This window comes from Collimonas sp. (assembly GCF_035566375.1).
In the GTDB taxonomy this organism is placed as follows: Bacteria; Pseudomonadota; Gammaproteobacteria; order Burkholderiales; family Burkholderiaceae_D; genus Collimonas.
Genome location: NZ_DATMRK010000017.1, coordinates 20,938 through 35,148, shown reverse-complemented (window position 1 = coordinate 35,148; position 14,211 = coordinate 20,938). Strand labels below are relative to the sequence as shown.

Below are 14,211 nucleotides of genomic sequence, written 5' to 3'. Positions count from 1 at the left end.
CAGGGCATGGTTGTCAATCCTTTGGTCTTCATTCGAATGAACCAAAAGTGTTACCCATGTCCCGGCACACCTGTTACCTATGTCTCCGGTCTATACACTTCGCCAAGAAAAAGTAACCAAAAAGAAGGCGACCGCAAAGCCGTTGCCTTCCCTTCGGTCAGGTCCCCAAATGTGGCGCGTGCCAGTCGGGTGGAAAGACCAACTCGCTACGCTCAAACATGTCTTCCCACAATTCCCGACTGACACGCGCCACATTTGGCAACGTCCCAATGCGGGGCACGTCAAAAACAACCGCAACTTCAAAAGCAACCGCAACTTCAAAAGCAACCGCAACTTCAATCACTGCAATCATGTAGTCGCTTGCTTTAAGAGAATATTTAACGGCTGTCTGGAGCTAGGTTTTATTTGTTGGGATTTCCTGTTCTTCGCAGCGAAGCAGCAGCTAATTGCGAAGCGTTTCAAAGCATTTTATGCAGCCATGTTTGGTTTTAGAAAGCAGGTCCATTCCCTACTCTACGGATAACTACCCATACACCCCCAAAGTGGAGGGTATATACCCAGTAGCTTTTAAGACAAGCAGTAGTATTCTGAAGAGCATAGGGGTCGGAGTCGTAGGGTCTTCTAGAAAATCAAGCACAGAAGAACCGTCGGACAAAAAACACGCCGGCCTAGGGAGAATAATAATGACGCGTCTCGCTGCCGCCAGTCTGGAGCATCCTGCGCCGGCCCCTAACCAACGGCGCGCAGGTTTTACGCTGCTTGAACTGCTCGTCGTCATTGTCATTATCGGCTTGCTTGCCGGTATGGTGGCTCCCCGTTATTTCGATCAGATCGGCAAATCCAATACCAAAATCGCGCGCGCTCAGATTGTGTCGCTGGAGAAGGCGCTCGATCAATATCGGCTTGACGTGGGGCATTACCCTACTACCGACGAGGGTCTCGACAGTCTTTTCGTGAAACCGAATAACGAGGAGAAATGGCAGGGGCCGTATCTGAAGAAGGCCGTGCCGATGGACCCTTGGGGCCGTCCTTATCTCTACAAATCACCGGGCGATCATGGCGAATTGGATCTGAGTACGCTGGGCGCCGACGGCCAGCCTGGCGGTAGCGGCGAGAACGCTGATGTCGGCAACTGGATGTCTAATTAGGCGGCTGCCATGAACAATTCGCCCATCTCTCACGTCATCGAATTCGACATTGTGGCTAAAGCACAGGCAGGCGCCATGCGCTCGCTGCGATTGGCTGCGGTCGATGCGGCGGCGGCAACCCGGCTCGCCGAAAGAGAGGGGCTGCGTGTCCTGTCTTGCGTACCTCACCGCAGCAGCTTCGCGCGCGCCGGGCGGGGGAGTGTCGGGACTGGCCGTACCCGGCTTGATATCGCACTGTTCGCCCATGAACTGGCGTCGCTGCTGGACGCCGGCCTGGGAATCATCGACGCCATCGAAACCCTGGCCGAAAAAGAACGCCTGGCCGAAACCCGCCGCGTATTCGAAAAAATAGTGCAATCCTTGAAGGAGGGCCGCAACTTCTCGGGGGTGATGAGCGAGCGGCCCGATGTGTTCCCGCAATTGCTGGTCGCCAGTATCTCAGCCAGCGAACAGACCGGCGATATGGCGGCTGCGCTGCGCCGTTATTCCGCCAATTTCGAAACCCTGCGCACTATCCGCTCCAAGGCTGTGGGGGCGGCGGTTTACCCATTGATGCTGCTGGGGGTGGGTTCGCTGGTGGTGTTGTTCCTGCTGGCGGTGGTGGTGCCGAAATTCTCCACCTTGATTGAATCGACCCGGGGCGAGATTCCGTTCGCGTCGCAGGTTTTGATCGGCCTCGGCAGAACCATCCATGCCCATCCGCAATTGGTGGCGGCTGCTTTCATCGGCGCTTTCCTGTCGCTGATCTTGGCGGTTCGCCATGCTTCGCGTGCCGGCTGGAATCTGCCGGTGTTGCAGCGCCTGCCGATCGTCGGGCCGCTGATCCGGATTTTCCGCCATGCGCAGTTTTATCGCACCAGCGGCATGCTGATCGAAGGCGGCATTCCGGCGGTGCGTGCGTTCGACATGTGCGGCTCGCTGCTGACGCCGGAAGACAGTCGCAAGCTGGCGCGGGCGGTGGCGTCGATCCGCGAGGGAGCCGCCATCGGCCCGGCGCTGCAGCTGGCCGGCCTGGCCGATCCAGTCGCCTTGCGCATGCTGATGGTGGCGCAACGTACCGGCAAGCTGGCTGAGATCCTGGCGCGCATTGCCGCTTTTCAGGAGGCAACCTTGAGCCGCGCCATCGACGTCGCGACACGTTTGTTCGAACCGATCCTGATGCTGTGTATCGGCCTCATTATCGGCGCCATCGTGGTGCTCATGTATTTGCCGATTTTCGATCTCGCCTCTAGTATTCAGTGACCGCCATGGACAACGTCTACACACATAATTTCGGCCCGGCCCACACGGTCCAGACCGCTCTGGATCCGGAAGCCATCCGCGAGATGCAGGAGCAGGGAGGTTCTACCCTGCAGATCATCGAGCAGATAGCGGCCGGGTTTGGCGATGATGTTGCCGCTTATCTTCTGGCGGCCGCAGCCTACTTCAGGATGCAGCCGGTGACGATGGTCATGATGCGGCAACTCAAGCCGGATTTTGAGCTGCTATCGTTTATCGAGGCTGGCAAACGGCTGTGCATTGCCTTCGTCGATCCGGTCGGCGAGCTGCTGCTGGTGACGGCTGACCCCTTGGATGTGCGCACCCGCAGCTGGATCAACGCCCGTTTGCGCAGCCGCGCCGAGCAGCCGGTCAGCTGGGGCGTCGCCACCGCCGGCGATCTGCGTTCCTATCTTGCAGTCATTGAGAAAACCGTGCGGGCGATGGATTCGGTCGGCATTGCCGACACCGTCAATACGATCGACAAGAGCGCGTTGTCGATCTCGATTGAAGACATCAGCAGTACCGAGAGCAGCATCGTGCGGCTGGTCAACTCGACCATCTATGACGCACTGCGCGCCGGCGCCAGCGATATCCACCTCGAGACCCAGCCGCAAGGCTTGAACATCAAGTATCGGCTGGATGGCGTGCTGAGCATGATCAAACGCTTGGACGGCAGCGATCTGGCGAATCAGGTCTTATCGCGCATCAAGGTGATTTCCGAACTGGATATCGCCGAGCGCCGGATTCCCCAGGACGGCCGCTTCAAGGTCTCGACCGAAGGCCGTGAAATCGATCTGCGGGTCTCGATCATGCCCAATCTGTTTGGCGAGGATGCGGTATTGCGGGTGCTCGACCGCTATCATCTGTCGGGCGAGTTGCAAACCTTAAGCCTGGAAACCCTGGGCTTCGCCGAGCCCGCCAAGGAATTCGTGCGGCGCCTGTCGCAACTTCCCTATGGCTTGCTGCTGGTCACCGGACCTACCGGTAGCGGCAAGACCACCACCATCTACGCGGCAATCACGGAAATCAATACCGGTCTCGACAAGATCGTCACGATTGAAGATCCGGTCGAATATCAATTGTCTGGCGTGCTGCAGATTCCGGTCAACGAAAAGAAGGGGCTGACCTTCGCCCGCGGACTGCGTTCGATACTGCGCCACGATCCCGACAAGATCATGGTGGGTGAAATACGCGATCCGGAAACCGCGCAAATCGCGGTGCAGGCGGCGCTCACCGGCCATCAAGTGTTTACCACCGTGCACGCCAATAATGTGTTCGACGTCATCGGCCGTTTCACCAACATGGGGGTCGATTCCTACAGCTTTGTCTCGGCCCTCAACGGCATCCTGGCGCAACGGCTGGTACGCATCAACTGCCCGATGTGCGTGACCGAGGATCACCCCGACAAGGAATTGATGCTGCGCTCGGGCCTGGGTACTTCCCCGCTGGCTATATCCAGTTTTCATTTCCAGCATGGGGTAGGGTGCGCGCATTGCCGCGGCAGCGGTTTCAAGGGACGGCGCGCGATCGCCGAGACGCTGTCGCTGAACGACACTTTGCGCGATTTGATGGTGGAGCGCGCCGCCATTTCCAAGATCAAGCATGCCGCCCGGCAGAACGGCCTGAAAACGCTGCGCGAAGCGGCGGTTGCCTTGGTGGCGGCAGGCATGACCACTCTTGAGGAGATCAATCGTGTTACACCTGTGGAGTAAAACTGTACAACTGCTGGTCGAGCCGCATCAAGTGACGGCGCTGTTGCCAATGACTGGCCACGGACGGGATGAGATGCGGGATGAAACGGGGGATGCAATCATTGTGCCGGTCGCCAAAATTGAACCTGGCGCAGGTGCATACGACGGCATCGGCAAGGCGCTGCGCGATATCCTGCCGCAGCTGAAAAACCGGGAAAAATATCCCGAAGCGCAAGGATCGCGCAGGCTCAATCTCGAAGTAGCCGATACCCTGGTGCACTACGATGTCTTGAAGGTTGATGCGCGTCGCTTGCCGCCGCCCGAGCTGGATCGTTTGGCTGCGCTGGCGCTGGCCGACACCTTGGGTCTCGATCCAGCCTCACTGGCGATGCGCTGTTCGGTCCAGCTGGACGGGCTCAGCGCGGTGGTTTGCGGCATGCCGTCGGCCCTGCTGGATGTCATCCAACAGGCCTGCGACGATGGCGGCTGCCGCCTGAATCGTCTGGAGCCAGGCTTTGCAGCATTCTGGAACGGTTCTTTTGCCCACAGCAAAAACCATGACGCGCTGCTGGCGCGTGTGCGCGGCAGCGCTTTAATGCTTGGCTGGCTTCGCGATGGCAAGTGGCAGGCGCTGGCCGCCGAACGCCTGTCGAGAAACGATTGGGCCGCCTTGAGCGATAGCTGCGAGGCGTTTTGCCGCCGCCTGTGCGTGCCGGACCACGCCGGATTGCCGATCTATTTCGACGCCGACATAGGTGACATTCCGCCCGCCGCGCACAGCCGCTGGCAGCGCCTGCCGCCGCAGCCAGTGACGATGTCCGATGCAGCGTCCGTAACACCCGAGGCGTCTGATGTTGCCTCAAACTTTGCTTAGCAGGTAGCTATCATGGCCTCCTTCCAAAAACTCGATTTCGATTTTGCCAGCCAGCGCCGGAAATTGCCGCCGTTCGGGCTGGCACTGCTGATGGCGGGAGCTGCCGCAAGTATCTATGGCGGCGTGCAATTGGCGTCAGCCTACGGCGATCGCAAGGCCGAACAAAGCGTGTATGAGGCCCTGGTGTCGCGCCTGCATGAGGTAAGCCATGCCGACCAGGCCGGCGCCAAAGTCACGCCTGCCGAAATGCAGAAATTCAAGAACGCCGCACAGATTGCCGGCCAGTTGAACACCCCTTGGGAGCGCCTGCTCAAAGTACTCGAATCGGCGCCGATGGAACATGTGGCTTTGCTTTCGGTAGAGCCGGTGGCGTCACGGCGGCAATTGCATCTGGTCGGCGAGGCGAAAGACCTGGCTACCATGCTTGACTATCTGACCTATCTGCAGGCGCAGCCAGGCCTGCAACGGGTGGTTCTGACTTCACACCAGATACAGACCCAGCCAGGGTCGCCGGTCCGCTTTCAGATCCAGGCGCATTGGGAGGAGCAATGAACAGCACAAACTCAATCGCGCTGATGCTGCTGACGCTACGTTACGCACTGGCGCGCCGCGTCGGCTGGCCGGGGGCGGTGGGGGTCTTGCTGCTCGGCTTCACTTTGCTGGCGGCTCTGGCGATTGCGCCGCGTTGGGAAAAGAACGCCGGCGAGATCAAGTCACAGACCCGGGTCGCCCTGGTCGATCTCAATCGGGCCCGGCTTGAACATCGGGTGCAGCCGAAAACCAGCGAGCAACTGCGGCGTTTCACGGCCTGGTTTCCAACGATTGACCACAATGCCAGCGATCTGCGGCGGCTGCTGGAACAAGCGCAACTGGCCAAGCTCGATCTGACCAAGGGCGAATATCATGTTTCGGACGCCGATGGCGCAGCGTTTGTGAGCTATGAAGTGGTGTTGCCGGTGAAAGCCAGCTACGACACCTTGCGCAGTTTTATCGCAGGGGTGCTCAATGCAATACCTAATGCCTCGCTAGCCGAACTGCATATCGAACGCGCCGCAGTCAACAGCACGATCCAGGATGCGCGCATTCATTTTACTTTTGTCTACCGTGGAGTCTGACATGCACAATCGACTCAGAAGCCGATTTTCACGGCGACAAATAGGATTGGTGCTGGCAGCCGGTGCGCTGGCGGCCTACGGCGCCATGATGTTTTCCGGCGGCTCTGCCGAATCCAAGCTGATCGAGCCGGTGACGCGGACTGCAAACAATCCTCAAGCGGCAAGCAAGCAATCGACTAGCAACCAGGCGGCCGCCGCTGCAGCACTGCCGAAAACCATAACGCTGCCGGCACGCACCAACCTGGAGCAGGCCGGCGCCAACAATCTATTCGCCGCCAACAGCTGGTTGCCGCCACCACCGCCGCCACCGAAGGAGGAGCCGCCACCACCGCCGCCACCGCCGACCGCGCCGCCGCTACCCTTCAATTTTGTCGGACTGTTGCAAGATCAAGCCAAGCCCACCGCGTTTCTGGCCAAGGATGACCAGTTGCTGCTGGTGACGGCGGGAGATACCGTCGAAGGCAGTTATCGCATCGATTCCGTCAGCGCCAAGGAAATTGTCCTGACTTACCTTCCGCTCAACCAGCGGCAATCCATTTTGATTTCTGGGGGGCTGTAATGCGCCTTATCCAATCCACGTCAAAAAACTGGCGCCGCCCGGCCGCGTTGCTGCTGGTGGTGATTTTGCTGAACGGTTGCGCCGCGCAAAGTCTGCACAAGGACGGCCAACGTCAGATTAAAGAAGGGCATGTCGCGGAAGGGCTAGCCAACATGCGCGAAGCCTTGCGGCTGGACCCGGGTAATTTGCCGTATAAGCTCGATTACATCAACCGCCTCGACGAAGAAACCAAAAAATTGATACGGCAGGGCGACGAGCATCGTTCCGCCGGCGATACCAAGGGCGCGCGCGATGCCTATCTGGAGGCGCTGCAACTTGACGGTTCCAACGAACGGGCCAGGCGCGGCGTGGCTGACATCGACATGGACACGCGGCATCGGGACATATTGGCCGAAGCCGAGAAGCTGGCCGCGGCCGGCAAACTGGATGCGGCGCGCGAACGCACCATGGTGGTGATGCTGGAAAATCCAGCCAATCCCAACGCCCAGCTGTTACTACGCAAGATTAATACCGAGATCGATGGCCAGCACCGCGCCAAAGAGGCGCTGACCGCCTCGCAGTCAGTCATGAGGAAACCGGTCACGCTGCAGTTCCGTGACGCCAATCTGCGCATGGTGTTCGAAGCGCTGTCGCGCACCACCGGTCTCAACGTGATCTTCGACCGCGATGTGCGCCCCGATCTGAAGACCACCATCTTCGTGCATGAAGGTTCGGTCGAAGACACCGTCAACCTGATCCTGTTGCAGAACCAGCTGGAGAAGAAAGTACTGAACGTCAACACCATGTTCATTTATCCGGCTACCGCGGCTAAACAAAAGGAATATCAAGAGTTGAAGGTGCGCACTTTCCATATTTCGAATGGCGATGCGAAATACATCCTGTCAGTGCTCAAATCCGTGCTAAAGATCAAAGACGCGCTGGTCGACGAACGCACCAATACGCTGGTCTTGCGCGATACGCCGGAAGCGCTGGATGTCGCCGCCAAGGTGATTGCAGCGCACGATCTGGCGGACGCCGAAGTGATGCTGGAAGTGGAGGTGCTGGAAATTTCCCGCGATCGCCTGACCGACCTCGGCATCTCATGGCCCAACAGCGCCACCATATCGACCCCGACCGGGGCCGCCGGTGGCCTGACTCTTGGCGCTCTCGGCGATCTGACGCGCGGCCAGCTGCAGGTCACGCCGTTCTCGCTGGGCATCGGTTTCAAGCTGCAGGATACCGACGCCAATCTGCTGGCCAGCCCGCGTATCCGTGTGCGCGACCACGAAAAGGCGAAGATCCTGATCGGCGACAAGGTGCCTATCATCACCAATACCGTGACACCGGTGCAAACCGGCAGTTCAGTGGTCACCGGTTCGATCCAGTATATCGACGTCGGCATCAAGCTCGAAGCTGAGCCGCATGTTTATCCGGAAGGCGAGGTCGGCATCAAGCTGAACCTGGAGGTCAGCAATATCGTCAAGGAAATCTCCGGGCCTTCCGGCTCGCTGGCCTATCAGATCGGCACTCGCAGCGCCTCCACCAGCTTGCGTTTGCGCGACGGTGAAACCCAGGTGCTGGGCGGCCTGATCAGCGACTCCGATCGTAACGCCGCCGCTAAAGTGCCTGGCCTCGGCCAGTTGCCGATCATCGGCCGCTTGTTCTCCGAACATAATGGCGACCATACCAAGACCGAGATAGTGCTATCGATCACGCCCCGCATCGTACGCGCCCAGGGGATAGCCGAAGACACCATGCGCGACGTCTGGTCCGGCACCGAGACCACGATCCACTCGGGTCAGTTCCGTCTCGATCCGATCTCTAGCGTGTCAGGTACCAGTAGCGGCGTAAGCATGCCGAGGGCAGACGCTGCACCGGCACCAGCACCGGCACCTGCAATCACACCGGTGGCGCCGCCTGCTGCCATAGCCGCGCCCGCGGTGCCACCGGTTGCCCCGACTATCCTGAACGGCGTGGTGCCTAGCGCACCGACACCCTCGGCGACGCAGCCGCAAGGGGTCGAGACGGTCGTCAATCCGAGCCCGGCCGAGGGCGCCTATCCATCTGCGCCTATGTCCGCGCCGCCTGTGACGGCGCCGCCGGCGCCTGCACCAGCGCCAGCGCCAGAAACCGCCACGCCGCCACCGGCGGATGTATCAGCGGCTGTGCCATCCGATAAGGTGTTGGCAAATGCGGCAACTGCGGCGCCAGTGGCGCCATTGGCTGCAGCGGCGGCCATGCCAGTCAGTGCGCCGGCCGCAGAGATACCCGCAGCCGTTAGCGCCGCTGCACCAGCCAGCGTGACGCCGATCGTGGTTGCCGCCGCCATCCCGCCGGTGACTGCCGGCGCAACAGACAAGAGCGCCCAGCCGGCAAGTCCGGCAGTAAGTCCTGCAGCAAGTCCTGCGGTAATTCCGGTAGTAAGCCCGGCAGTAAGCCCCGCCGCATCCGCCATCGGCGGTAGCGCCAACAGTGTCGGCGGCAGGCCGCAGATATCCTGGGGCAAGATGGAAAACGTCAAGGCAGGGGATCAATTCAAGGTCACTCTTAACGCTTCAAGCTTCGACGGCGTCCATACGCTGCCGTTCTACATCCTTTACGACCCACGGGTGCTGTCCTTCGTCGGCGCCAGCCCGGGCGATGTCAGCAGCCGGGTCGGCGTCAGCAACATCGACCCAGTCATCAACGACGCCGCCGGCCGCGTCAACATGACGCTCGACGCCGCCGCCGGTAAATTCTTTACCGGTTCGGGAGCGCTGATGAACCTGACATTTGCGGCCAAGACATCAAGCCGGCAGACATTGGTGGAAATGCAGCTGGCGCAGCTGGGCATGAGCGGCGGCGCCTTGCGCAATATCTCCCGGCCGCAACCGCTGATGCTGAAGATCGAGCCATGAAAACGCGCGGATTTACGCTCATAGAGCTGGTCATCACACTGGCCTTGGTAGGCTTGGTGGCGATGGTCGCTTTGCCGCTCTATGAAATTTCGGCAACCCGCATGAAGGAAACCGAGCTGAAACTGGCCTTGCGCCAGATCCGCATAGCGCTGGACAACTATAAGACAGCAGCCGACACCGGTCAGATTACAAGGGAGTCTGGTGATTCCGGCTATCCGCCCTCGCTCGAAATACTGGTGAACGGCGTCGAAAATGCCAAGGACGTCAATCATGCCCGCCTGGTATTCCTGCGCCATGTTCCGCGCGACCCGTTCTACCCCGATCCGGCCCAACCGGCGGAGCTGACCTGGGCTTTGCGCAGCTACGGCAGCCCGCCGAATGATCCGATGCCGGGCAACGACGTGTATGACGTCGCCTCGCTCTCGCCTGGCAAGGGCTTGAACGGCATCGCCTACAAGGAGTGGTAATCATGTTAAGGCCGATTCCGCTCTGCCGCCAAGGCTTTACGCTGATTGAAATGGTGATCGTGATGGCCGTGATCGGTCTGCTGCTGACGCTCGCCGTGCCGCGTTATTTTGTCGCGCTGGACGGCGGCAAGGTCAAGGTGCAGCAGCAAAACCTGGCAACCATGCGTGACGCGCTCGATAAATTCTATGGCGATCAAGGCCGCTATCCGGAAACTCTGGAGGAACTGGTACAGAAGCGCTATCTGCGCAGCGTGCCGGTGGATCCGCTGACAGAAAGTCCTAACTGGATCGCCATCGCCCCTCTCGATCCCGCCCTGAGCGGGGTCTACGATGTGCGCAGTGCAGCAAAGACCAACGGTGTAGAAAATGATACCGCTACCATTGCCAACTAAGCCAACCAGGCCAACCAAGCGTAGGGCGCGCGGCATCGTCTTGCTGGCCCTGCTGCTGACGCTGGCGCTGATGGCCGTGGCGCTGATGGGCGCGGTCGAGGTCTGGTCGCTAGAGCGGCAGCGCGAAACCGAAGCCGAACTGCTGTACGTCGGCGACCAGTATCGGTTAGCGATTGAACACTATTATTACGCCACGCCCGGGGCTGGCAAGACGCTGCCGAACAGTATTGACGACCTGATCGAAGACCAGCGTTTCCCGGTGCCGGTGCGGCATTTGCGCCGCGCCTATGCGGATCCGGTCACCGGCGCAGCGTTTGACTTGTTGCGTAACGGCGAACAAATCAGCGGAGTGGTGAGCAGTTCGACAAAATCGACTATCAAACGTAGTGGTTTTTCTCACGCCGATAGTGCATTCGAGGGATTTGAGACCTACAATCAATGGAGATTTCTGTTTAGTCCACCCGTGTCTGGAAGAGCCGGCCGTAGATCTCAGTCTCCGCAATCACCATCATTTCGTCCACCCGTAGCCATCGGAGGAAAGTCATGACCTACCGAATTCTGATAGTCGAAGACCACAATCTACTCCGGCACGGGCTACGATCCATGATCACGGCGCTACCTGGTTACGAGGTGGTGGGCGAGGCGCGCGAAGGCAAGGAGGCGATCCGGGAAGCGATTTCCCTGCATCCGGACATGATCCTCATGGATTTATCCCTGCCCGGCATGAACGGCATCGAGGCCACGGCGCAGATCAAGAGGCGCATGCCGGATATCCGGGTGCTGGTGCTGACCGTCTACAAGACCGACGAATATGTGACGGAAACGCTGCGGGTAGGCGCCGACGGCTATGTGCTGAAAGATGCGTCATACGATGAATTCGTGATTGCGATTCAGACCGTTATCAGTGGCAAGAAATATATTTGCCCCGACGTCTCCATGCACTTGATCAACGATTTCCTGCATCGCGGCGATGCACCGAAGGCGATGACGCCCTGGAACAAACTCACTGCGCGCGAACGCAGCATCCTCAAGCTGGTGGCGGAGGGGCGCACCAATCGCATGACCGGTGAATTCCTCAATATCAGCGCCAAGACCGTCGAAAAACATCGCGCCAACCTGATGCACAAGCTTGGTTTGCACAATGCCGCAGAACTGATCCTGATGGCCTTGGACATGGGCTTGATCGAGCATGCAGGCAATTCCACCAACGGGGTCAACCGAGCCAACGGCAACTCGGCTTTATCGTCAGAGATATCATCCAAAAAACCGCCGGATGGCAGCGCCTTCTCGCCGGAATGAGATAAGCCGTCTCTATAAACTCCGTCATCCCCGCGCCTGGTTTGCGCCTAACAAACGCAGCTAACTGGGGTCAGAGTGAACTTTCTGCGTGTTTTTTGCAGAAACTTCACTCTGACCCCACTTAGCGGGCCACGGAGTACCTGCCTCATCGCATAAAAAAAACGACCTGGTGCGCTCTGCCTTTCTCCGAATCCGTCATGTGGGGTCAGAGTCAAGTTGGCGATGAAGCACTGCAGAAATTGACTAACCCCGTTGACTCTGACCCCAGATGACTCTTGCCGTGGCGATCAGCGGTGCGAATACGCCATGCACCAGCCTTGAGGATTGACCGGCCCCGCCACAATTTTGCAAGTGCCGGTGCCTGCCTCCGGCGAGGGCGGCGGAGTATACGCAGCGCAGTCGGCGCACATTTTTCCATCCTTGGGACTATCCTGGTAATGCAGCATGCCTTTGTTCGCGGAGCCTGCCTTGGCAGGCGGCGCATGAACTATCAGAGGTGTAAGAATGACCGCGCCTAGCACCGCGCCGCTACGGCGCAGCATAATCCGGCGCGATGTTTTTTTTTCTTGATTCTTTTCGTGATTCATGGCGATTCCCCTCCAGATAAAAACCGGTAAATCGGGAACGCCCGCAGCTATCCCTTGTGCTCGCGCCGCCGCTCAGACAACGCCTGACTGCCGTCAGAACATGAACCAGGCATACAGGTAAAGCGTGTTGTTATCCTTGGCGTCTCTGAGCGTCGCGTCGTAATTCGTTTTGCTGCCGTTGAATTTCGTATAGCCGGTGTATTGCAACCCGAAGCGGACGTTCGCCTGCGGATCCCAATTAAAAACGTAGTGTGGCCAGTAATTCAATTCGACGATATAGCCCGAGGTGTCCGGCTTGCCGTTGTTGGTAGCGAATCGCGCGAAGTCGGCATCGCCCGTGAGCTTGAATACAGCGCCTGTAATGCCGTAGGTGCGGTCATACAGATAGCTGAGCTTGGCTCGGGTCGAACGCAGGTTGGAGCTCGGGTTGTCATTGTTCCCATTCAGGAAACCGGCCCGCCAGTCGGCTTTCTCGTGGATCGTGGAAGCCATGGCTGTGATGATATGGTGATCATCCTTGCTGAAAAACTGATACGTGGCGTCGAATCCCAGGTCGGTGAAGCGATCGCCCTGGGGAGTTGCATCCGGCGCCGCCATGGTGACTCTGGCGGCGCTGGCGCCGACGGTGAAATTCTGATGGTCGCTGCCGAAGGTGTAGGTAGCGCGCAAGTAGGGATTGGAGCCCGACAGCGTTACTCTTTGAGCATCCGGCGTACCCCAGCGTAAGGCTGAAAGCGCACCTTTGGCGGTCTGATACGAGGCCGCTTCCAGATAGAGCGAATCGAACAGGTAAGTGTAGGCGCCGATGCCGGCTACCCGCGCACCGGACTCAAGGAAGGTCGGCACGCCGCGGCCCGGGCCGGCGATAGTCGGGCTGTAGTACGGAAAACTCCAGGCCGGCGTGGTATTCCAGACGTCTTGGACGGTAGGGTTGTTGTGCAAGGTCAGGCCGAAGAAGGTTGGTTTTTCTTCCGATCCGGTCATTTTCACCAGGCGCAGATCAGTGTTGTCCAGCGCGCCGTGCCCGACATATCTCTGATTGTCGGTGGTGCTGATGTTGTTGTAGGTCCATTGCACGAAGCCACCGGCGTAGTCGGTGAATTTGCCGCCGGTGAACAGGCTGGCGGCCTCGGCCACCAGTTCGCGGTTCTTCGCGAAAAGCTTATCGCCGCTGGATTTGTCGGTATTGTCGCTGATTGAATTGCGCGAGACGATCGCCATAAAGGCCAGCGGGATCTTCTCGCGTTCGCCCAGGGTATATCCGCCCAGCTTGAATTTTCGGCCGAACGGCGTTAGTTCCGGATAGATGGTGTGGCAAGACGAGCACTTCAGGCTGGTCTGCCTCGCAAAAAGAGGATTGGCGTTGGCGTTGGATATATATCCAAAAAGAACAATCAGCCACACAGCCAGAATAATCAGCCACGCAATGGCCGCTACGCGTTTTAAAAACGTGTAAATGTTATTCATTGCGAATTCCCCCTGATTTTTTTTGATTGCAAACCTCGCACGATCCACAATTCGCAATCGTATGAATCAAAAATAGGCTGTTCGGGGGAGTGCGTCATTGGGTAGAAGTACTACGATTACCTCGTAATAGTCCCCATGCGATGGTTTGTCAGCAGCCAAAGCAGAATTTACAGAGGATTTGGTTTGCAATTTCAAAACCCTGTGCTAGAATCTCGCCTGTTTTACGAAATAAGAAATTATTTCATCGGCGATGCAGGGGATGATGTTGGTGCTCCTGGATTGCAAACACTCCATACGCGGGAGTAGCTCAGTTGGTAGAGCGCAACCTTGCCAAGGTTGAGGTCGAGAGTTCGAGACTCTTCTCCCGCTCCAAATTCCAGGTAAGCAAGATGCCAAATCTTTCTTACCGTTTCAGTAAAAAATCCTGCCTTGATTTTTCTCCTGATATGCCTCGCAGATTGCTGCGTGCATGGTTT

The 14,211-nt window shown here is 58.6% G+C and carries 15 protein-coding genes and 1 tRNA gene; 13 read left to right on the top strand and 3 right to left on the bottom strand.

The window, feature by feature from the left end; genetic code table 11:
* Positions 1-157 precede the first annotated feature (157 nt).
* On the bottom strand, positions 158-352 hold the full coding sequence (locus VNZ60_RS04685) for a hypothetical protein (protein WP_325657263.1): 195 nt from the start codon (positions 350-352) through the stop codon (positions 158-160).
* Between the two features lie 331 nt (positions 353-683).
* Here VNZ60_RS04685 and gspG point away from each other — a divergent pair, with 331 nt between their 5' ends.
* From gspG to VNZ60_RS04625, 12 genes are all read left to right on the top strand, one after another.
* Positions 684-1,148, top strand: coding sequence for a type II secretion system major pseudopilin GspG (gene gspG / locus VNZ60_RS04680; RefSeq protein ID WP_325657262.1), 465 nt, complete (start codon positions 684-686; stop codon positions 1,146-1,148).
* 9 nt (positions 1,149-1,157) lie between these two features.
* Positions 1,158-2,390, top strand: a complete 1,233-nt coding sequence (locus VNZ60_RS04675; protein ID WP_325657261.1) for a type II secretion system F family protein — start codon at positions 1,158-1,160, stop codon at positions 2,388-2,390.
* An 83-nt stretch (positions 2,391-2,473) separates the two neighbouring features.
* On the top strand, positions 2,474-4,120 hold the full coding sequence (locus VNZ60_RS04670) for a GspE/PulE family protein (protein ID WP_325657265.1): 1,647 nt from the start codon (positions 2,474-2,476) through the stop codon (positions 4,118-4,120).
* Positions 4,101-4,973, top strand: coding sequence for a hypothetical protein (locus tag VNZ60_RS04665; protein ID WP_325657260.1), 873 nt, complete (start codon positions 4,101-4,103; stop codon positions 4,971-4,973). Before VNZ60_RS04670 ends, VNZ60_RS04665 begins: the two co-directional genes overlap by 20 nt.
* A gap of 12 nt (positions 4,974-4,985) precedes the next feature.
* Positions 4,986-5,525 carry a hypothetical protein gene (locus VNZ60_RS04660; protein WP_325657259.1) on the top strand — a complete coding sequence of 180 codons (540 nt, stop codon included), beginning with the start codon at positions 4,986-4,988 and terminating at the stop codon, positions 5,523-5,525.
* On the top strand, positions 5,522-6,088 hold the full coding sequence (locus VNZ60_RS04655; protein ID WP_325657258.1) for a hypothetical protein: 567 nt from the start codon (positions 5,522-5,524) through the stop codon (positions 6,086-6,088). Before VNZ60_RS04660 ends, VNZ60_RS04655 begins: the two co-directional genes overlap by 4 nt.
* Position 6,089: 1 nt before the next feature.
* The gene (locus VNZ60_RS04650; protein ID WP_325657257.1) at positions 6,090-6,647 is read left to right on the top strand and encodes a hypothetical protein; all 558 of its coding nucleotides are present in this window, start codon (positions 6,090-6,092) and stop codon (positions 6,645-6,647) included.
* The gene (locus VNZ60_RS04645) at positions 6,647-9,523 is read left to right on the top strand and encodes a cohesin domain-containing protein (RefSeq protein ID WP_325657256.1); all 2,877 of its coding nucleotides are present in this window, start codon (positions 6,647-6,649) and stop codon (positions 9,521-9,523) included. The genes VNZ60_RS04650 and VNZ60_RS04645 overlap by 1 nt, the downstream gene beginning before the upstream one ends.
* Complete coding sequence (locus VNZ60_RS04640) at positions 9,520-9,990, top strand: type II secretion system protein (protein WP_325657255.1); 471 nt, start codon at positions 9,520-9,522, stop codon at positions 9,988-9,990. The genes VNZ60_RS04645 and VNZ60_RS04640 overlap by 4 nt, the downstream gene beginning before the upstream one ends.
* Before the next feature lie 2 nt (positions 9,991-9,992).
* Positions 9,993-10,382 carry a type II secretion system protein gene (locus tag VNZ60_RS04635; RefSeq protein WP_325657254.1) on the top strand — a complete coding sequence of 130 codons (390 nt, stop codon included), beginning with the start codon at positions 9,993-9,995 and terminating at the stop codon, positions 10,380-10,382.
* Positions 10,357-10,929 (top strand): type II secretion system protein, encoded by a 573-nt coding sequence (locus VNZ60_RS04630; protein WP_325657253.1) that lies wholly within the window; start codon positions 10,357-10,359, stop codon positions 10,927-10,929. The genes VNZ60_RS04635 and VNZ60_RS04630 overlap by 26 nt, the downstream gene beginning before the upstream one ends.
* Positions 10,930-10,985: 56 nt before the next feature.
* Complete coding sequence (locus VNZ60_RS04625) at positions 10,986-11,681, top strand: response regulator (RefSeq protein ID WP_414648774.1); 696 nt, start codon at positions 10,986-10,988, stop codon at positions 11,679-11,681.
* Between the two features lie 287 nt (positions 11,682-11,968).
* Here VNZ60_RS04625 and VNZ60_RS04620 read toward each other — a convergent pair whose 3' ends face one another.
* Both VNZ60_RS04620 and VNZ60_RS04615 read right to left on the bottom strand, forming a co-directional pair.
* Entirely contained in the window at positions 11,969-12,268 is a 300-nt protein-coding gene (locus VNZ60_RS04620; protein WP_325657251.1) for a high-potential iron-sulfur protein, read from the bottom strand.
* Between the two features lie 93 nt (positions 12,269-12,361).
* Complete coding sequence (locus VNZ60_RS04615; RefSeq protein ID WP_325657250.1) at positions 12,362-13,735, bottom strand: cytochrome C; 1,374 nt, start codon at positions 13,733-13,735, stop codon at positions 12,362-12,364.
* Between the two features lie 296 nt (positions 13,736-14,031).
* Between VNZ60_RS04615 and VNZ60_RS04610 the strand changes: the two genes are divergently transcribed.
* A tRNA-Gly gene (locus VNZ60_RS04610) sits at positions 14,032-14,107 on the top strand.
* Positions 14,108-14,211 lie beyond the last annotated feature (104 nt).